The organism is Pseudoalteromonas sp. SWYJ118 (assembly GCF_015864505.1).
GTDB classification, from domain to species: Bacteria; Pseudomonadota; Gammaproteobacteria; order Enterobacterales; family Alteromonadaceae; genus Pseudoalteromonas; species Pseudoalteromonas arctica.
On sequence record NZ_JADYXC010000004.1, the window covers coordinates 174,130 to 193,512 of the forward strand.

Annotated in this window: 16 protein-coding genes; 7 read left to right on the forward strand and 9 right to left on the reverse strand. The window is 38.9% G+C overall.

Annotated elements, in window-relative coordinates:
• Positions 1-171: 171 nt before the first annotated feature.
• From I6F48_RS06805 to yegD, 6 genes are all read left to right on the forward strand, one after another.
• On the forward strand, positions 172-1,032 hold the full coding sequence (locus I6F48_RS06805) for a mechanosensitive ion channel family protein (protein ID WP_165740496.1): 861 nt from the start codon (positions 172-174) through the stop codon (positions 1,030-1,032).
• Positions 1,033-1,452: 420 nt separating this feature from the next.
• Positions 1,453-3,717 (forward strand): TonB-dependent receptor, encoded by a 2,265-nt coding sequence (locus I6F48_RS06810; RefSeq protein ID WP_165740498.1) that lies wholly within the window; start codon positions 1,453-1,455, stop codon positions 3,715-3,717.
• A gap of 104 nt (positions 3,718-3,821) precedes the next feature.
• Positions 3,822-4,121, forward strand: a complete 300-nt coding sequence (locus I6F48_RS06815; RefSeq protein ID WP_101217785.1) for a hypothetical protein — start codon at positions 3,822-3,824, stop codon at positions 4,119-4,121.
• Between the two features lie 71 nt (positions 4,122-4,192).
• Positions 4,193-4,849 (forward strand): HAD family hydrolase, encoded by a 657-nt coding sequence (locus tag I6F48_RS06820; RefSeq protein WP_197119110.1) that lies wholly within the window; start codon positions 4,193-4,195, stop codon positions 4,847-4,849.
• Between the two features lie 33 nt (positions 4,850-4,882).
• On the forward strand, positions 4,883-5,725 hold the full coding sequence (locus I6F48_RS06825) for a DNA ligase (protein ID WP_197119111.1): 843 nt from the start codon (positions 4,883-4,885) through the stop codon (positions 5,723-5,725).
• A 62-nt stretch (positions 5,726-5,787) separates the two neighbouring features.
• Entirely contained in the window at positions 5,788-7,152 is a 1,365-nt protein-coding gene (yegD, locus tag I6F48_RS06830; protein WP_197119112.1) for a molecular chaperone, read from the forward strand.
• 19 nt (positions 7,153-7,171) lie between these two features.
• Here the strand turns inward: yegD and I6F48_RS06835 are convergent, their stop codons facing one another.
• The 3 genes from I6F48_RS06835 to I6F48_RS06845 form a co-directional block, all read right to left on the reverse strand.
• Positions 7,172-7,636, reverse strand: a complete 465-nt coding sequence (locus I6F48_RS06835; protein WP_197119113.1) for a methylglyoxal synthase — start codon at positions 7,634-7,636, stop codon at positions 7,172-7,174.
• Positions 7,637-7,703: 67 nt separating this feature from the next.
• Complete coding sequence (locus I6F48_RS06840; protein WP_197119114.1) at positions 7,704-8,348, reverse strand: LysE family translocator; 645 nt, start codon at positions 8,346-8,348, stop codon at positions 7,704-7,706.
• Positions 8,345-9,544: a multidrug effflux MFS transporter gene (locus I6F48_RS06845; RefSeq protein WP_197119115.1), complete on the reverse strand. Its 1,200-nt coding sequence runs from the start codon at positions 9,542-9,544 to the stop codon at positions 8,345-8,347. The genes I6F48_RS06840 and I6F48_RS06845 overlap by 4 nt, the downstream gene beginning before the upstream one ends.
• 185 nt (positions 9,545-9,729) lie before the next feature.
• Here I6F48_RS06845 and I6F48_RS06850 point away from each other — a divergent pair, with 185 nt between their 5' ends.
• Complete coding sequence (locus tag I6F48_RS06850; RefSeq protein ID WP_166419973.1) at positions 9,730-10,203, forward strand: hotdog fold domain-containing protein; 474 nt, start codon at positions 9,730-9,732, stop codon at positions 10,201-10,203.
• Between the two features lie 3 nt (positions 10,204-10,206).
• Here the strand turns inward: I6F48_RS06850 and I6F48_RS06855 are convergent, their stop codons facing one another.
• The 6 genes from I6F48_RS06855 to I6F48_RS06880 all read right to left on the reverse strand — a co-directional run bounded on the left by I6F48_RS06855 (position 10,207) and on the right by I6F48_RS06880 (position 19,179).
• The gene (locus I6F48_RS06855) at positions 10,207-10,698 is read right to left on the reverse strand and encodes a bactofilin family protein (protein WP_197119116.1); all 492 of its coding nucleotides are present in this window, start codon (positions 10,696-10,698) and stop codon (positions 10,207-10,209) included.
• A complete protein-coding gene (locus tag I6F48_RS06860; protein WP_197119117.1) occupies positions 10,688-11,851 on the reverse strand; it encodes a M23 family metallopeptidase in 1,164 nt (387 codons plus the stop codon). Before I6F48_RS06860 ends, I6F48_RS06855 begins: the two co-directional genes overlap by 11 nt.
• 143 nt (positions 11,852-11,994) lie before the next feature.
• A complete protein-coding gene (gene fahA, locus I6F48_RS06865) occupies positions 11,995-13,308 on the reverse strand; it encodes a fumarylacetoacetase (RefSeq protein WP_197119118.1) in 1,314 nt (437 codons plus the stop codon).
• A 136-nt stretch (positions 13,309-13,444) separates the two neighbouring features.
• On the reverse strand, positions 13,445-14,491 hold the full coding sequence (hppD, locus tag I6F48_RS06870; RefSeq protein ID WP_024589439.1) for a 4-hydroxyphenylpyruvate dioxygenase: 1,047 nt from the start codon (positions 14,489-14,491) through the stop codon (positions 13,445-13,447).
• Between the two features lie 304 nt (positions 14,492-14,795).
• Positions 14,796-17,540 carry a metallophosphoesterase gene (locus I6F48_RS06875; protein ID WP_197119119.1) on the reverse strand — a complete coding sequence of 915 codons (2,745 nt, stop codon included), beginning with the start codon at positions 17,538-17,540 and terminating at the stop codon, positions 14,796-14,798.
• Positions 17,541-17,685: 145 nt separating this feature from the next.
• Positions 17,686-19,179 (reverse strand): peptide MFS transporter, encoded by a 1,494-nt coding sequence (locus I6F48_RS06880; RefSeq protein WP_024593567.1) that lies wholly within the window; start codon positions 19,177-19,179, stop codon positions 17,686-17,688.
• Positions 19,180-19,383 lie beyond the last annotated feature (204 nt).

The following is a 19,383-nucleotide window of genomic DNA, read 5'->3' on the forward strand; positions in this document are numbered from 1 at the left end:
TATAGCACTCGGTGCAATAAAGAGTTAATAAATTGTTCATAAAAAGCATTTTGAACTTATTAACTTGGCGTTTTAGTTATATTATGACTGCTAAACTTACCCAACACTGAACCGCTTTTACTTTACAGTGATTTAAATTTAAAGCGCTCCTTTGCTTGTTTTGGAAAATAAATGACCTTAGAACACATAAACCAAATTCTTGCCTTTGTTGTATTTAGTTACAGCGATGTACACATTACCGTAGCAAAAATTATTCAAGTGCCTTTAATACTTTTTGCTATTTGGTTTATTGTTACACGCGTTGGCAAGCTAATAACAAAAACGTTATTGGCAAAAAAATTAAGCCAAGATGCCGTGCATTTATTCACACGTATCTACTTTATTTTAAGTATCGCAATTTTAATTTTTACATCCTTAGAGGTATTAAGCATACCGCTGACTGCATTTGCTTTTGTATCAGGTGCGATAGCTATTGGCGTAGGCTTTGGTGCGCAAAATATAATTAATAACTTCATTAGTGGCTGGATATTAATGTGGGAGAGACCAATACGTATTGGCGACTTTTTAGAAGTGGGCAATGCAAAAGGCGTGGTAGAGACGATTAATACACGCTCTACACGTATTCGCCGTAACGATGGCGTTCATATGCTTATCCCAAATAGTCAGTTATTGGAGAATACAGTAACAAATTGGACACTGATTGATGGTAATGCACGATCATCGGTAAGTGTAGGCGTTGCATACGGATCAGACGTGCTGCTGGTTAAAAAGTTAATTCAGCAAGTACTTGATGACCATGAGGCTATTTTGGCTAATCCAAAGTCGTCGGTGTTGTTTGATGACTTTGCAGATAGCTCACTGGTATTTAATGCTGTTTTTTGGGTGTGCGCCGAGTCAGAAACCATGCTTAGAAAAGTGCGCAGTGATATTCGATTTAATATTTACGCTGTATTTGAAGAGCATGATGTTGTTATTGCTTTCCCGCAGCGTGATATTCATATCGACGGTGAAATTGCAATTAAGCGCCCATAATCCAAATACAGTCACTATTGGAAGTCGCTCGCGTGCGACTTTTTATAAAAAAGTAGGTGTTTCTATTTTAGGTTAACATGTAAAACAATCCCTTCTTCCTACTCCATTTTATTAAATTCAATAAAGGACATATGTCCGCATTATTAGGGTTTTGCATCTAAATAGTGGTAAAAACACGTGATTTTGTAGTTAAATGTTGCAAAAAAGTTTCTGATTATGTCTGTATTTATGCAGTAAAATTGTCACACAATGGTATAATCTTCATCGTTCGTTCAGCCTTATAACATCGTTTTTGTACTCTCGGTAATAAGGTCCGCGCGCATGACGCAAGTCGCGAAAAATTGAACGAGCCCGCAATGAATACATTGCGCAACACAAAAAACCGTTGAACAAGAGTGCACAAAAAAGGTTAAACCCAACATGAAAGCAATGAAAAGATCTACGTTAGCTACCCTAATCAATGCAACGTTGTTCTCTGCAGTAGCAGGTACTTCATTTTCTTCTTTAGCTGCTGAAGAAAAAACAGCTAAAAAAAGTAATCAACTAGAAGTTATTCAAGTAACAGCTCGTAAACGTGTAGAAAACGCTCAAGAAGTACCTGTAGCTGTCTCTGCACTTCAAGGTGATAACCTTGATGCGTATAGCTCAGCTGGTATGGACATTCGTTTTTTAAATGCGAAAATTCCAAGTTTATCTATTGAATCTTCATTTGGTCGTTCATTCCCACGCTTTTACGTTCGTGGTTTAGGTAATACCGATTTCGATTTGAATGCATCACAACCAGTATCGCTTGTTGTTGATGAAGTAGTTCAAGAAAATGCAATTTTAAAAGGCTTCCCAGTATTTGATGTTGAACGCGTAGAAGTATTACGTGGACCACAGGGAACTTTATTTGGGCGTAATACGCCAGCTGGACTTGTTAAGTTTGACTCTGTTAAACCAAGCCAAGAATTTGATGGTTATGGCTCTGTTTCATACGGTAGCCGTGGCGCTGTAGACACAAGTGGTGCTGTAGGTGGTGCTTTAACTGACCGTTTATCTGCTCGTGTTTCATTATTATGGCAAGACAAAGACGATTACATTGATAACCAAGCTCCAGGCTTTGAAGCTAAAGACGAGCAAGGTGGTTACACTGAAAAAGCGGCACGCGTTCAGTTTTTATATGAAGGCGATGATTTTACTGCTTTATTAAACTATCACACACGTGACTTAGATGGCTCGCCAATTGCTTTTCGTGCAAACGTAATTAAAGCAGGTACTAATGAGCTAGTAGACAACTACGAAAGTGATGTTGTTTATCAAGATGCGGCATCTCGCTCTACTCAACAAGTAGAATCTGAAGGTGCAAGCTTAAAGCTTGAGTGGGAACTTAAAAACCACACAATCACTTCAATTTCTGCATGGGAAAGTGCTGAAATATATTCGCGTGCTGACATCGATGGTGGTTACGGCGCTTCATACACAGATGATATGGGGCCTGGTTTTATCCCTTTCTCTTCAGAAAGTGCTGATGGCATTCCAGATCACGACCAGTTGACGCAAGAACTACGCTTATCTAGTAACTTTGATGGCGATTTAAATTATCAAGTAGGTGTTTTTTACTTCGATGAAGAGCTAACTATTGAAAACTACAGCTACGATACATTCTCAACCCCCGATGCTGGTGTTTTAAATGGTTTTGTACGTCAACAACAAGATACAACTGCTTGGGCTGTATTTGGTTCTGTAGATTATACTTTTTCAGATGATTTAAAAGTAACAGCCGGCCTTCGCTATTCTGACGATGATAAAGATTTTGTAGCAGACCGTACACTTAGCCCAATTGGCGGTGGTGCATTACTAGTAGAGCGTGATGTTAGTGACGACCATGTTAGCTGGGACTTATCTGCAAATTATAAAGTAAACGATGATGTTAACTGGTATGGTCGTGTAGCAAATAGCTTCCGCGCTCCGAGTTTACAAGGCCGTATTTTGTTTGGTGATGAGGTAACTACAGCTGAGTCAGAAACGGTAACATCGTACGAAACAGGTATTAAATCAGACGTGCTAGACGGCCAAGGCCGTGTTAACGCTACGGTATTTTACTACACAATGGATGACCAGCAACTTACTGCTGTAGGTGGTGGTGCTAACTTTAACCGTTTAGTTAATGCTGATAAAACGACTGGCTATGGTTTTGAGTTAGATACGCAGTGGGTATTAAGCGATGAGTTTAATGCGACATTTAATTTAAGTTATAACAAAACTGAAATTAAAGATAAAAACTTAGCTGTGGCTGTTTGTGCACAGTGTACTGTAACTGACCCAATTAATGGTTCAGGACTTGCTGTGCTTGACGGCAATAGCTTACCGCATGCACCTGAGTGGATCTCTAACTTTACGCTTCGCTACACTAAAGAACTTGCCGATGGTAACTTCTTTGCTAGCGGTGATATTTCTTACCGTAGTAAAATCAATATGTTCCTTTACGAATCAGTAGAGTTTGAAGGTAAAGAGCTTATTGAAACAGGTTTGCGTACAGGTTACACATGGTCTGAAGGCGATTACGAATACGAAGTAGCCGCATTTGTTCGTAACTTATTTGATGAGCAACAAGTTATTGGTGCAGTAGACTTTAATAACAATACGGGTATTGTTAATGAAGAACGCTATGTTGGTGCTGAATTTAAAGTTAACTTTTTCTAAACGTTAACCTAAATTGTATTAATTTTGAAAGCCTGCCTTGTGCAGGCTTTTATGTTTTTATAAAGCTGGTAAAGTAGCGTTAATTAATTTAAAGAGATAAGAAAATGGCTGGATTTTGGAATTACCGTGTAATTTTTTGTGAAGCAACGAAAGACGAAGCAGCACAATATCAAATACACGAAGTAGAATATAACCTGAACGGTAAAGTGACTAACTGGTCAGAAACAGGCGCAGCCCCTTTTGGTACAACACTTGATGAGTTGAAAGATGACTCAGATCGTTTAAAAACAGCATTTGAAAAACCAGTACTTAAAGTTATGCGTAAAACACGTGGTTATGAGCTTGTTGATGTTGAAACAGGTGAAGAAGCAACGGGTGAGCCACCAGCAGGTTTGACTCAGTAATAGTATTAATAAAGGCGCTTAGGCGCCTTTTTTATTGTCAAAATTTAGCTTAGGTTAAATAAGGGATGAGGATGACATTAGAAGCAGTATTATTTGATATGGATGGCACATTAGTTGATTCAGAAAGCATGCACTTTGTATGTTGGAGTCAATTACTTAAGCCTTATGGTGTTAGTTATTTAGAAAATGATTTTTGTCAGCGCTTTTCAGGACGACCCACTTTAGAAGCTGCAATAGAGATTAAGCAAGAGCATAACTTATCAGTAAGCGCACAGTTTTTAGCGGATGAAAAATACCGTTTGTTTGGCGAATTTGTAATAACACATTTACCGCCCCTGATGCCATTTACAGAGCAAACGTTGAAAGCTGTAAAGGCGAGTGGCTTAAAAATGGCGCTAGTAACAGGCAGTGCTAAAAGTGAAGCCATGCCAATACTTAAAGGTTTAGGATTTTATGAGCTGTTTGACACAGTGGTAACAAAAGACGATGTAACTAATCCTAAACCAGCAGGAGACCCATATTTATTGGCGCTTGAGCAGATAAATATACAAGCTGGCAATGCAATAGCCGTTGAGGATACATTTACCGGCGTTACGGCAGCCAACAACGCCTTGTTACGTGTTGTAGCCATTGCTAATAGCCATACTCAAGGGCATGACTTTAGCAAAGCGACGTATCAAATGAGCAACTTAGATGAGTTTTGGCAATGGGTGCAATCTCAACTATAGTTTAAGCCAACTTTGACTTGCTTGGATGCGCTAATGTTCACTATCAAACATCTACTTTTTATTACTGTAATACTTTTTACGCAATGTATAAGTGCAGCACAGCCGTCTGTTTTATTAGCGAAAGTATATGATGAAACTAAACATTACGATGTAAGTAAGTATTTAGTCAGCGAGAAATATGATGGTGTAAGAGCCATATGGACCGGCACGCAGTTTGTTACTCGCAAAGGAAATATTATTAATGCACCAACTTGGTTTACAGCGCCATTGCCAAATATATGGCTTGATGGTGAGTTGTGGACCAAACGTCAGCACTTTTCTGAGCTTAGTGGCATAGTCAGAACTAAAATCCCTAACAATCATGATTGGCAAACTATCACTTATAAAGTATTTGATATGCCAGATGAAAACCTACCTTTTAACACTCGTTATAAAAACTATAATGAACTTATTACTAGCCTAAACTCGCCGCATATTAGCGCTGTGGCGCAATACAGTTTTACTAATAACGAACAGCTCACTGGTTACTTTAAAAAAATAACTAAGCAGGGCGGCGAGGGCGTAATGCTTCATTTGGCTAGTGCTAAGCACAGTGATGGGCGAAGCAATGCCTTACTAAAATTAAAGCCTTATTTAGATGCAGAAGCGATTGTAATTACGCACTTACCAGGTAAAGGTAAATACCAAGGTATGTTAGGTGCATTAAGAGTAAAAACAGCACAAGAGCAGGTATTTTCTATTGGTACAGGGTTTAGTGATGAGGAACGTAAAAATCCACCAGCCATAGGAAGTATTGTCACGTACCGATTTCATGGTTTAACAAAAAATGGTTTACCGCGTTTTGCTAGTTTTTTACGGGTAAGAGAGAGTTTATAGCATTTATAATTTTTACAAAGTGTGCTAAATTGCGCGGCCTTTTTGGTAATGTGTGGTGAAGTATGTTTGTAGGTTTTGATTACGGTAGTTCTAATTGTGCTATGGGTGTAATGAGCGAGGGTAATGTTCAATTAGTACCGCTAGAGCAAGGAAAACATTACTTACCATCTACACTTTACACTCATCACAGCGCCTTGGTTGTTGACTTTGTTGCTAAGCATTTAAATGGCACAGCTTATGAGCATGAGTTTTTAACGCAGCGCCAAGCATTATTAAATACCTTGCCTCGTATTAAATCAGACCTTGATTTACAACCTTCAGATGAAACCTTGTTTATTGGCCGTGAGGCAATTAGCGAGTATGTACAGTTTCCTGAAGAAGGGTACTTTGTTAAGTCCCCTAAATCATTTTTTGGCGCAACGGGCCTTAAACAAGGTCAAATCAACTTTTTTGAAGATATCGCAACAGCGATGATTCTAAAAATAAAGCAACGCGCTGAGCTCTCTTTAGGTAAAACCCTCACACAAACAGTGATTGGCCGCCCAGTAAACTTTCAGGCTGTGGGTGGCGAGCAATCAAACCAACAAGCGGTAGGTATTTTAGAACGCGCAGCTAAACGCGCTGGTTTTAAAGACGTAGAGTTTTTATATGAGCCACTTGCTGCGGGTATCGATTACGAGAGTGATTTAACACACGATCAAAAAGTACTCGTTATTGATATTGGTGGTGGTACAAGTGACTGCTCGTTTGTACAAATGGGCCCAAGCTTTAGAGGAAGTAGTCAACGCGATAGCGATTTTTTATCACACAGTGGTAAACGTGTTGGCGGAAACGATTTAGATATTGCTTTGAGCTTTCATGGTTTAATGCCGTTATTGGGTTTAGGCAGTACGTTTAAATCAGGTCTACCTTTGCCTAATCAAGCGTTTTGGCAAGCGTGTAAAATTAACGATGTAAACTTACAAAGCCAGTTTTATAGTGAAAGCCATACCCGAGAGCTAAATGCACAATTACGTGATGTAAGTGCACCTGAGCTTTATAAGCGTTTAATACATTTACAGCAAAACAAGCAAGGTCATCAGTTAGTACAACAAGGTGAAGCGGCTAAAATAGCACTTTCATCAGCTAGTGCGTTTGATTGTGATTTAAGCTTTTTAGATAGTGGGCTGAATAAAAATGTATCGGTAAGCGATTTAGCTGTTGCCGTTGAGAGTAGTATTAGCCAAATAGTTACTTTAGCAAAACAAGCAATCAGCGACGCTGCAACCACGCCAGATATTATTTACTTAACAGGCGGTAGTGCACAATCACCATTGATTAAAGCGGCTTTAAGTGAGCACTTAGGCAATATAAAAATGGTTAACGGGGATCACTTTGGTAGTGTAACTGCTGGCCTGACTAAATGGGCCAGCATGCTTTATAAATAACCTAGATTACAATTGAGGTTTAAAGATCTATTTGTCGGGTTGCGAGGTATTTTTCGTAATCTGGCAATGTACGTTCAAGCTCTACATCCATAAGCGGTGAGCTTAATAACATATCTGCACTCACTTCATTACATGCCACGGGAATATTCCAAACAGCGGCTAAACGCAGCAGTGCTTTAACATCAGGGTCATGAGGCTGTGATGCTAATGGGTCCCAAAAAAATATTAAAACATGTATCTCATGTTCAGCTATTTTAGCGCCAAGTTGTTGATCGCCGCCCATAGGGCCACTTAATAGCTGAACTACATCAAGTCCCGTGGTTTTTTGAATTAAATGCCCGGTAGTACCTGTGCCATATAAAGTGTGCTTACTTAGTATTTCTTTGTGCTTTTCACACCAAAATTTTAATGCTGCTTTTTTACCGTCGTGGGCAACTAAAGCAATATTTTTTTGTGCGGGAAGAGATTGTGTTTTTTGTTCCATGCTGATTCTTTTTTATTAGTTAGCTTAAACTCTGGGTAATAAATCTCTTAACCAAAGTGCAGGTTAGTTAAAATAATAGATTGATAGCAAGGGCAATAAAAACAATACCGGTGATCCTATCAATCCAAAGTTGGCTGTTTGGGTTACGTCTAAAAAACTGTGCAATTTTGTCGCCAAAATAAATATACGTGCAGTCAATCGGAAAAGCAAAAATAGGGTAAAGCAAACCAAAAAAGGCGAGCTGGAAAGTAGCCGATGAAAGCGTTGGATCTACAAATTGCGGAATAAATGCAATAAAAAATAACGCTACTTTAGGGTTTAGTACTTCAGTCATCATGGCTTGAAACATGACATTACTTTTTTTACTGGTACTTATATGCGGTTTATCGGTTTGCTTGCCCTCAGATATAGGCTCTGGCTGCTTTAGCGTGCCTTTAATCATCATAAACCCCAAGTAACATAAATATGCTGAGCCTGCATATTGCACTACGGCATAGGCACTTGGGGAAGCTTTTAGGACTGCGCTTAGGCCTACAACAGCAAAAAAAGTATGAACAACGCCACCTAATGCAAAACCAAAAGCACTTTGCATACCAGCGCGGCGACCATTAGCAAAGGTTTGTGCCATCAAAAATGCATTTGATGGCCCAGGTGCTACTGCCATTAAAAAACTAGCCAATAAAAAAGAAGCTAAAAAGTCAGGGTTGATCATTGAGTGCTGTTAGTTGGATGCAAAGTATGGGCTTTTTTGCTCATTAAAATAAACCAAAGCGGAGCTAGTAATAATAAGTGAAAAGCAATTAGCCATGGTGTGCTTAGCCCTAAATACTGGGTCAATACTACCAATATGCTAGCGCCACTCATTTGCATTGCACCGAGTAGCGCAGAGGCTGTGCCTGCTTGTTTAGGAAAGCTAGATAGAGCCATACCTGCAGCCGACCCTAAACTTAAAGCAAAGCCTAATGCTGCAATTAAAATAGGTAACATAAGCGCAAATGCAGTTTCTATACCGCTAAGCGCGAGCATTAATAACCCTGAGAAAATCAGTATACTTACGCCTACACGCAAAGCGCGCTGGCTATTTCGTTTAATGTACGTTGGTAATATAAAACTTGCGACAATACTTATTACGGCATTTAGCGTAAACCAAAAAGTAAAGTCGGCTACTGTGCCGCCTAAATGTGTAATGAGCCAGCCTGGTGCGAGCGTTACGTACACTAATATAGCCGACATGGCGACCATACAAATTAGACTATTAAACAAAAATATTGGTGTTTTAATAATCGGTGTAAAGCGACGTAAATCTAAAATATGACCCTGGTAATGGCTATCAGCAGGGCGAGTTTCTCTAAAAAAGAATAGGGTAACAATAAGACCCAAAATGGCAAACGCGGTTAAAAATAAAAAGTTCATACGCCAGCCAAATTGAACGGTAAGCCATGCCCCTAAAATAGGCGCCATTGCCGGAATAAAGCACACAATCCCGTTAAGGTAAGTGATCATTTGTCCGCTTCGTTCGCTCCCATATTTGTCACGCACTATCGCAAATGCAACAACAAATGTGGCACAAGCGCCAAAACCTTGAAGCGCACGTGCAATCATCAATATTTCAAAAGAAGGTGAGTAATAGGCAAGTAATGCTGAGCCTGCATATAAACTTATACCCACTATAGCCACTGGTTTTCGGCCAAATTTATCAGCCAAAGGCCCCGCAATTAACTGGCCTAAACCCACTGTTAGCATAAAAATAGCAACGGTTTGCTGTACTTGTTGTTCTGTTACTGCAAATTGTTCTGCAATAGTTGGAAAAGCGGGTAAGTAAATATCGATTGCCATAGGGCAAAATATAACGAGTAACGCTAAGATAAGTAATAAAGTCATATTTGGTTTAGCGGGCTGTGTTTGCATTGAGTCTCCTTTTGCCGAGTATTTTAGGTGGGCACTCGTAAAAAAGAAAGGGCTTATGGCCCCTACATAGATTGTCGTTCTCATTATTTGATTAGATTAAGCTAAAAAGGCAGTATAAATGCGCTTTTTAAAACTGGTCTGATGTGTTAATTTGAAAAAAGTAACTGTTGATGGAAAAAATAATAATGAGTAATAAATCTGCACTTGTAAAAACATGGCATAAATTTAAGCGCCTACCTTTTGGGAATTGGCTTTTTACTAAAGCTGTTTGTTTTAAAGCGCCATACTTTGGCTCGATGAAGCCTTACGTACTTGACCTTCGAGAAGGGCATTGTAGCGCAGTGGTTAAAAATCGTCGTAGTGTTCATAACCATATTGGAACTATTCATGCTATTGCGCAGTGTAACTTAGCGGAGTTGTGTGCGGGCGTAATGGTTGATGCAACAGTACCAGTTAAAACCCATCGTTGGATCCCAAAAGGGATGACTGTTCGCTACTTAGCAAAAGTAGATACTGATGTGACTGCAATTGCGGAAATTGATTTGCCGCATAAGTGGATTGATAAAGAAGATTTAGTAGTACCGGTTAAGCTTTATAATACCCGCAATGAACTGGTTTTCACTGCAGATATTACAATGTACATTACTGAGAAAAAGTAGCGCTTAACTTGATTTAGTTTTATCAGCGGCTTGTTTATTTACAAACGATAAGTCGCTGCCATCTTCTTTCAATAACGCTTTAACTTCTTTTGCGGGCTTAAGTTCTTTCGAAATTAGCTCCGGTTCTTCTTTTTCAAAGCGTTGCTTTAAGCTGCCTTCAATGATTGCGCCTGCATCAATACTCAAGGTATCGTGAAATACATCGCCATGAACATGCGCACCGCTTTGTACTTTTACTTCACTGGCATTAATTGAGCCAATAACTTTGCCTTTAACAATAACGCTTTTAGCTTCAACAATACCTTCAACAACACCCGTTGATCCAATAACTAAATGTTCAACTTTTATGTCGCCATCAATTTGGCCATCAAGCTGCACTTCGCCTTGGCTAACTAAAGTGCCGGTAAGGCGTACGTCTTGTGAAATAATAGACGGTGTGTGATTTACTCTTTTTAGATTAGAGCTCACTGTTTTTTGTTTTTTTCTACCAAACACGAGAAAGCGCCTTTGTTATTTTTAGAGGGTTGACTTGTTTACCGTTAAGTAATACTTCGTAGTGTAAATGAGTGCCTGTGCTTCTGCCTGTGCTGCCCATTAAACCAATTATGTCGTGTTTAGTGATCAGCTGACCTTTTTTTACTTTAATTTTATTTAAGTGTCCAAACCGTGTCACTAAGCCATTTTTATGTTCAAGCTCGATAAAGTTACCATAACCACCATTACGACCTGCACGAAGCACTACAGCGTCTGCTGGGGCAAATATTTCGGTTTTATGCCACCCAGCTAAATCAATTCCTTTATGAAAGGCATGATTGCTATTCATTGGATCTTTTCTGAGGCCGAAGTTGCTCGAAATATAATATTTAGCTTTAGCCAAAGGCAGGGTGTTTGGCAGCTCAGTTAAAAAGTTTTCTAAATTATTTAATATTAATAACTTATCAACGATAGCTAAAAAGTGACTTGGTATTTTTGTTTCGTTAAAGGTATCAAGTGGTCCACCTTGTGCGTTTGTTTGGGCGCTTAATATTAAATGTTGCTCAAGCGCTGATTCAATTCCTGCGCCTTTGACCATAGCTAAAATAGCTTGGTGACGTTCGCTAATTTGGTTATCTAAAAAGTTAAAGCTTTGCTCATAATGTTTATCCAAATTAGCAATTCTTGCTGCGAATGTGATTGGAGTTATTAACTGAGCCTGTTTATCTTTTAGGTTTTCATCGACTAATGGTTCGTGAAATTCATTGCTGTTTTCATTGATTGGTACGTCAAGTTCTGTATCAAGCTTAATGACATCTTTGCTAATTGAAGCGGGAAGGGATTCTATCATGCTTTGCAGTAGTGCCTGCTTTTGTTCAAGCACTGCAAGTTGTTCTAACTGCGTTGCTTGAAGAGCTTGCTGTTCACTGACTTTTTGTTGCCAAAGTGTTTGCTCGTTTATTTGACTTTGTTCTATGTCAGAAATTTTATTTGTTTGTGTGTAAACACGAAAGCTAGAAATACTCAGCCAAGTGAAAGTGACTAAAATAAGCAATGCTACAAGAAGTTGAAACCAAGAGGCTAAAACAACATGCTTAACTTCGCCATTTTGACGAATAAGTAGCTGTCGAGCTGGGAAAAATTTATGATAAAAAGACTTTATAAATACTGACATGGCATATAAACACTGGCTATTAACCGAATTAAGATAGCAATTTGAGTTAAAAAAGCTAGAAAAAAATTGTAACCGTTCAAAAATTAATAAAAAAGGGCTGCTTTTAACAAGCGACCCTTTTATGTTTAATTTATAGAAATGTATTATTTTGTAGGCAGTACTGTGCTCTCTACTGAGCCAAAACCTATACGTACATAGCCTTCTTTTTCACACCAGCCACGCATAATAACGTTATCGCCATCTTCTAAAAAGCTACGTTGTTCGCCATTGCTTAACGTGATTTTTTCTTTGCCGCCACGAGAAAGCTCAAGTAAAGAGCCTGCTTCTTCGTGCGTTGGACCAGACTGAGTGCCTGAGCCTAACATGTCACCTGGCATAAAGTTACAGCCATTTACTGTGTGGTGAGTAACCATTTGTGCCACAGTCCAGTAAGAGTGCTTAAAGCTAGATGTTGATACACGTGTAGGGTTGTGGCCTTCGCTGCGCATTTTTTGCGTTTGAATTTTAACATCCATTTGAATATCAAAAGCACCTTGGTCGCGATTCGCTTTTGATTCTAAGTAGTCCATAGGCTGTGGATCGTTTTCATCACGTGTCCAGCTTGTTCTATAAGGTGCTAACGCTTCGGTTGTTACAATCCAAGGTGATACAGTTGAGGCAAAGTTTTTAGCTAAAAATGGACCAAGCGGTTGGTATTCCCATGCTTGTAAATCGCGTGCTGACCAATCGTTAAATACACAAAAGCCAAATACGTGGTTTTCTGCATTTTCAATCGCAATAGCATCGCCCAGTGCATTACCTTTACCTAAGTAAATACCTACTTCTAGCTCGTAATCAAGGCGCTTGCACGGACCAAATGACGGTACTTCTGCATCTGGCGCTTTAGTTTGACCTTTAGGGCGATGAAATGTTTGACCCGATACGTCAATTGAAGAAGAGCGACCATGATAACCAATAGGTACCCATTTATAGTTAGGTAGTAATGGGTTATCAGGGCGAAATAAACTGCCCACGGCGGTTGCATGGTAAATAGAGGTGTAAAAATCGGTGTAATCACCGATGCGACAAGGTAGTGAAAACTCTATATCAGATTGTGCAACAAGTGTATTGCTAAGTGCTTGTTGGTGCTCAGAGCCTGCTCGTAGTGCTTTTGAAAGCGCTAAACGAAGTGCTGACCAATACTGCTCCCCTAAACCCATAAATGTATTTAGGGTTGCTTCACTTGCTGCATCAGCGGCTGTTTTTGCGTCACCTTTTAAAACGTTTAATTTGCTCAGTTTTGCTAAATCAATTACTTGGTCGCCAATTGCAACACCACCACGAAAGGCCTCATCAGACCCTTTACGACGAAACTCTGCAAACGGTAAGTTTTGAATAGGGAAGTCACAATTATCAACATTAGCTGACTCTACCCAGCTGGTTAAATTAATATCATGGGTTTCGTTAATTAGGCTCATTACATTTCCTTTGGATTTTACTGTATGGCGACAAGGTATAGTTTATTTAATCATACTTGTACTTGGCGCAATACTTTTTAAATATTAAAACGACAAAAAGCAGCGAAGTTCGCTGCTTTTAATTTACTCAAATATTTTATAAAACGCCGCGACGCTCTTGGTCGCGTTCGATTGATTCAAATAATGCTTGGAAGTTACCTTCACCAAAGCCACCATCATCAACACGTTGGATCATTTCTATAAAGATTGGACCGAATAAGTTTTTAGAGAAAATTTGTAATAAGTAACAATTTTCACTTTGGCTATCTACGAGTATCTGATGCTGACGAATTTTTTCTTTGTCTTCTGCAACCCAAGGTACGCGGTCAAAAATAGTATCGTAGTACTCTGGAATAATATCCAAAGTAGCGATTGTTGATTTATCAAGCTTATCAAGAGAGCTTACTAAATCATCTGTTAAAAACGCTAAATGCTGAACACCAGGACCGTTGTATTCGCCAAGGTATTCGTCAATTTGGTTATTATCGTTTCCTTTACCTTCATTTATTGGAATAGAGAAGGTGCCACAAGGGGATTTAAGTGCATACGAAATAAGCGCTGTTTTTTGACCTTTAATGTCAAAGTAGCGTACCTCTGTAAAACCAAATACGTCTTTATAAAAGTTAGCCCATTTTTCCATGGTGCCTTTATAAACGTTATTAGTTAAATGATCGATTCGTATAAAGCCTTTATCTTCTACAACATTTTGCGTTTCTAAATCTTCAAAATCACTTTCGTAAATAGTGCCTTTGTCGCCAAAATTTTCAATAAAGTAAATTAGGCTGTCGCCAATGCCATAAATTGCCGGGTAAGGCATGTTTTTATGTGTTGAATCAGTGGCTGGTTTTGCACCACGCTCTACTGCAGTTTCAAATGCTTTTTGCGCATTCTCAACACGCCAACCCATTGAACAAATAGCAGGGCCATGGCTTTTAGCAAATTCGGCAGAAAAACCTTCACGCTCGTTATTCAGTAAAAAATGAATATCGTTTTGGTTGTAATAAACAATGTCTTTACCTTTGAATTTTTTAAGCTTAGAGAAGCCAAAATCAGTAAATACTTTATCCATATAATCAGCATCAGGTGTTGCGTATTCGGTAAATTCAATACCGACTAAACCTAAATAGTTATTTACTTCACTCATCATTATTACTCCCGCAATTAAGCACTGCGATTATGTGTTGTTGTCATATTGGAGTAGATAATCAACCAGATTTTTGATTTGGGGAAGAGGGGAGCGCTATTTAGTAAATGTAGTATGTGTAAATTTAATAGGACGGTTATTATAAAGTTACGCGTTTGTAATACAGTTAAGTGAAATGAAGAAATATACCATAGGATTGAATGGTGAGTTTTTATTATTAATCTGTTGTTTTTAAATAATAAAAAGGAGGTTTAACCTGCATTAAACCTCCTTTTATAATGAACAAGCCAAAGCCTGTTTGTATTTAATTGTTTACACTTTGAGAGCCGTTACCAAAGAACTTGTTTCGCTGCTCTATCCATAAATTAGTTTTTATTGCTGGAGCTGCTTTGTAGTGACGTTCAATCGTTTGATTTAACACACGCATTGGTTGTTCAAAGGTTAATTTTTGTTGTGCAGCGCCCATACTTTTAATTTCGCCACGGGTCATAGCACGGCCAGCATAGAGTAATGCATTTAAATAACCAGGGACTGTTTCGTAGCCATTATCAGTAAATAAGAGCACTGCTTTGTTGAGAGCCCAACGTTGGTCTATTTCTCCAAACTCTTTTACACCCGCTAACTCACCATCAATATATACTTCAAACACGCCATTTTTTGGCGCTGTGTAAAACACAAACGCTACACGATGCCATGTTTCTGGTTTAGTATCACCAAAATATCCACTTTTCAATGTCGCTTCACCATAACCGCCACTGGGATCAATAAATATATCTGCATCATCTTCTAAATAATCTACTGTTTCAGTTTGGATTATTGCACGATAAGAATCGCTATCTTTTGATGGCCAATATAAATCCATTATTAGAGTGTAGTCAGATACCATACCGTCACTTGCAAAGTCACCATTTGCTGGTGTGTTTAATTCAATTTTAAAACCCTCTGTAGGTGAGTGATCAGTAAAAGCCATTACACCAGAAGGACCATCAGTTAAATCCGCAATATCAAGAGCAGTGGTTGTCTCATAACGGGTATCTTCTGGGCCCCAACCGTCATTTTCTGGATCAAAGTAGTTTAAAACCGATGGACCAAAGTCTGGGGCCAGTGGGTTTGTTGGATCGTCAAAGTTCCAAATTGTTATATTTGCAACATCTTGGCAAGCATTAAGTTGTGTGTCTGTATCAAGGTGAAGACATTGCGTTGTTCTAAAGCGCGCGTATTGATCAAGTAGCCACCATGCTTCGGCAATTGGTTTTACATCATTAAAAGTAACACTGCTAAAAAATAAATCTGGATTAAGTGCCGCACCTTTAAATAAAGCGACATTATAATTTGTCGTTACTTGAATTTCTTCTGGTTTGAGCACAAACCAATCGGGCTGACTGGCAATCATTGTATTTAAATCAGTGCCCGTAACAGTTACTTGATACAGTGAATTAAAGCCAGGTGTGTTAGAAGGCTGTCTTTCAACATAAAATGCTTTGTGAAAATCTTCTTGTGTAACTGTACCTGGCGTCCATCTTTTTTGCACAAGCTCAGGGTTAAGCAGTGCTGCATTAATTGAGCTTGAATGTTTAGTTGCAAGTGCAGTAATACCCGCAACTTCAAAGTCACTTGGATAGTTTTCTGAAATAGCAATTTCTGTATCTGCATCGGGTGCGTAACGTCCCATTATTTCATCGATAGCTAGCTTGGTTTCTTCGTCGGGCTCTATAGATGTTCGTGTATCTACATGTTGATAGTCGTAGCGACTTAGTGCTTTATTGGCAGTATTAAATACTAAATTTAAATCGGTGACACCGCGTGCATAAAAATCTGGTTGAATGATTAAAGCGTTATTATCAAGCTCTATAAAATCCTCACCACCATGAGTATGCCCGCCAAGTACTAAATCTATACCGGGTACATTGGTTGCTATCTCAACATCAGTTCCTTTGCCCAAGTGGCTTAGCATAATCATGTAATCAACGTCATCGCGGTATTGGCTTACAATACTTTGTGCGATTTGTTGCCATTTCCAACTCATTTTAAATTGTTTTATAAAGTCAGGAATAGGGTCATCTTCAATTGGTTCGTCAAGCTCATCCCATGGTACCGACGTCATCCCAAACACACCCAATGTTATGCAGCCAACCTGTACCTTAGCAAAGTCGACACCACCAAAATTCTGACTGTTTTCTCCCTCAAAGCGGGTATTACTGGCAAGTACAATGGCATTATCGTCTTGTGAAAATTCAAGTAGCTTTTCAGGACCCCACGCATAGTCATGGTTCCCTAAAACACGTAAATCAAAAGCCATTAGCTTTACGGTTTCATCAGAGGCTAACCCTTGTGATATTTGCTCTGCTACAGTTCCTTTTTCGTAGTCATCGCCACCATCGGTGAATAATGTATGCGGTGATTCGCTTAGCGCTTTTTTATAATAAGCTTTAATGCGACTAAAATATTGTTCTTGATACCCAAAGCGAGAATGCATGTCGGCAACATGAACAAACCTTACAGATTGCTCTGTTGCATTAGCATCACATGTAGGGCCAACATCAGAAAACGCGACAGTACGTTGCATTTCTATTGCATAGCTACCTAGTTGGTTTACTTGTGCACTAACAAAGCCTTGCGATACCGTTGAATTAGTAATGCTTGACCAAGAGTCTCCGCTTAAACGAGCAATAGTTAATTGGCCGCCTAATACATAGTCGTCAGGTATTTTTATAGTGACAGTCATTGGGCTAGAAAGTTGAAGTGTATCTGGGGTAAGCGTATGTATATCTGAAATGATATTTTTTGCTTGATTAGTCTCATCAAGAACTAATTTTTCGTAGGTTATTTCAGTATCGCTAGCCACTATTTGCCCAGGTGCATTGATAGCAAAGTTACCTTCATCTAATGACGTTTGTAAGCCATTAGCATTGGTAATAATTAAACCGCTAGGTTCGGGTTCTACAGGATCATTTGGATTTACTGTGACTTCATCACCGCCACCACAGGCAGATAAAAAAATAAGGAGAAATACTATTAGAGTGGCACGTAATAATCTTAATGAATGCATATACTGCTGTCCCTGAGTCTATTCAATAATCAATCAGGATATAATATCAGTTAACGGGGGCAGGGCAAAGTTGAATAAAAAATTCCCCCATAGACGCTATGGAGGAATGTATCGGTTATGTTGTTATATTAAAAATAAACAACAATTAAGAGACTTTCTCTTCTAACCCTTGTTTTTCCCATACTTTAGCTTTAAAGGTCATTAGTACTAAAACAACACCAACACCAATGCTAAATAATGCAATTTGTAAGTATAAGTTAGGAATTTCAGAAACATTGTTCGGATCGAAATTACCAGCAAGTAAACCTGCAATAATATTACCGATTGAGTAAGTTAATACAAATACACCCATCATTTGACCAGTGTAACGTTTAGGCGATAACTTACTTACAGCACTTAATGCTACAGGGCTTAAACAAAGCTCACCCACAGTATGTAAAAAGTACGTAGTAACAAGCCAGTAAGGCGCTACTTTTAAGCCTTCAGCTGCGTAATGAGCCGCCATAAACATAACTAAAAAGCCTGATGCCATGATAATTAAACCAATTGCACACTTAACGCTATAGCTAGGTGATACTAAGCTTTTAGATAAGTTAATCCAAAGCGCTGCAAAAAATGGCGATAAAGCAATAATAAACAGTGAGTTTAATGATTGAAACCACGTTGTAGGGATTTCAAAAGTACCAATAAGGCGGTCAGTATAATCGCGAGCAAATAAGTTTAATGACGAACCTGCTTGTTCAAAGCCAGACCAAAAACATGCAGATGCAATACAGACTAAAAATAGTGCCCACATTCTTTGTTTTTCGGCATCGGTTAATTTACCTGTAAAGTAAATAACACCAAAATAAACAAAAAAGATAATAGTAAATACAACAGCTACGTACCCTGCAACCACTGTTGGATTGATTACAATTGCGCCGGTCATTGCAGCCGTAGTAACTGCAGCCGCTGCAATTACAAACGCAGCAATACCAACCCATGCGCGAGAAGTGCCTTTAGGACCTAATGGATTTGCTGGTAAAGCGCTATGCTCTGGTAAGTTATTAAGTGAGCGCTTATATTGCACCAAACCAATAGCCATACCAACAGCTGCTGCACCAAACGCCCAGTGCCAACCTACGTTTTCCATAAAGTAACCACAAACGTAGTAACCAATTAAAGAACCTAAGTTAATACCCATGTAGTAAATAGCGTAACCGCCATCACGACGCTCATCAGCATCACTGTATAGTTGGCCGACCATTGCGCTGATATTTGGTTTTAGCAAACCAGTACCTGTCGCTACAAATATTAAGCCAATGAAGAAAGAATAATCATGTGGAATAGCCAAAATAATATGGCCAATCATAATGATTATACCGCCATACCATACTGCTTTTTGACCACCAAACAATCTATCTGCTAGCCAGCCACCTGGTAAACCTAAAAAGTATACCGCACCTGTGTATAAACCATAAATTGCAGCAGCTGAGGCAACAGTAAAGGCTAAACCTTCTTCTTGTAAGCTTGCTGTCATGAATAATACGAGCATAGCTCGCATACCGTAATAACTCATTCGTTCCCACATTTCAGTGAAGAACAATGTCGAAAGTCCTTTAGGGTGGCCAAACCAGCCACTATCTGGAGCTGAACTCATATTTACTTCCTAACTTTAAGTATTGTTATGATGGCCTTATAATTTTTTGCTTTAGCTATTTTAGAATTTGTAATCACTAAAATGCTCGACCATCAGTATATTATTTGTAGCTAAGATAATGATTTGCTATATGGCAGTAACACCACAAGGTAAGAGACACACCCTTATCCTAGTTACAATTGCGCTCAAGTATACATATACCTT

Coding starts and splice junctions, on each gene's coding strand:
- I6F48_RS06805 (WP_165740496.1), top strand. CDS start 172: ATGACCTTAGAACACATAAACCAAATTCTTGCCTTTGTTGTATTTAGT.
- I6F48_RS06810 (WP_165740498.1), top strand. CDS start 1,453: ATGAAAGCAATGAAAAGATCTACGTTAGCTACCCTAATCAATGCAACG.
- I6F48_RS06815 (WP_101217785.1), top strand. CDS start 3,822: ATGGCTGGATTTTGGAATTACCGTGTAATTTTTTGTGAAGCAACGAAA.
- I6F48_RS06820 (WP_197119110.1), top strand. CDS start 4,193: ATGACATTAGAAGCAGTATTATTTGATATGGATGGCACATTAGTTGAT.
- I6F48_RS06825 (WP_197119111.1), top strand. CDS start 4,883: ATGTTCACTATCAAACATCTACTTTTTATTACTGTAATACTTTTTACG.
- yegD (WP_197119112.1), top strand. CDS start 5,788: ATGTTTGTAGGTTTTGATTACGGTAGTTCTAATTGTGCTATGGGTGTA.
- I6F48_RS06835 (WP_197119113.1), bottom strand. CDS start 7,636: ATGGAACAAAAAACACAATCTCTTCCCGCACAAAAAAATATTGCTTTA.
- I6F48_RS06840 (WP_197119114.1), bottom strand. CDS start 8,348: ATGATCAACCCTGACTTTTTAGCTTCTTTTTTATTGGCTAGTTTTTTA.
- I6F48_RS06845 (WP_197119115.1), bottom strand. CDS start 9,544: ATGCAAACACAGCCCGCTAAACCAAATATGACTTTATTACTTATCTTA.
- I6F48_RS06850 (WP_166419973.1), top strand. CDS start 9,730: ATGAGTAATAAATCTGCACTTGTAAAAACATGGCATAAATTTAAGCGC.
- I6F48_RS06860 (WP_197119117.1), bottom strand. CDS start 11,851: ATGTCAGTATTTATAAAGTCTTTTTATCATAAATTTTTCCCAGCTCGA.
- fahA (WP_197119118.1), bottom strand. CDS start 13,308: ATGAGCCTAATTAACGAAACCCATGATATTAATTTAACCAGCTGGGTA.
- hppD (WP_024589439.1), bottom strand. CDS start 14,491: ATGAGTGAAGTAAATAACTATTTAGGTTTAGTCGGTATTGAATTTACC.
- I6F48_RS06875 (WP_197119119.1), bottom strand. CDS start 17,540: ATGCATTCATTAAGATTATTACGTGCCACTCTAATAGTATTTCTCCTT.
- I6F48_RS06880 (WP_024593567.1), bottom strand. CDS start 19,179: ATGAGTTCAGCTCCAGATAGTGGCTGGTTTGGCCACCCTAAAGGACTT.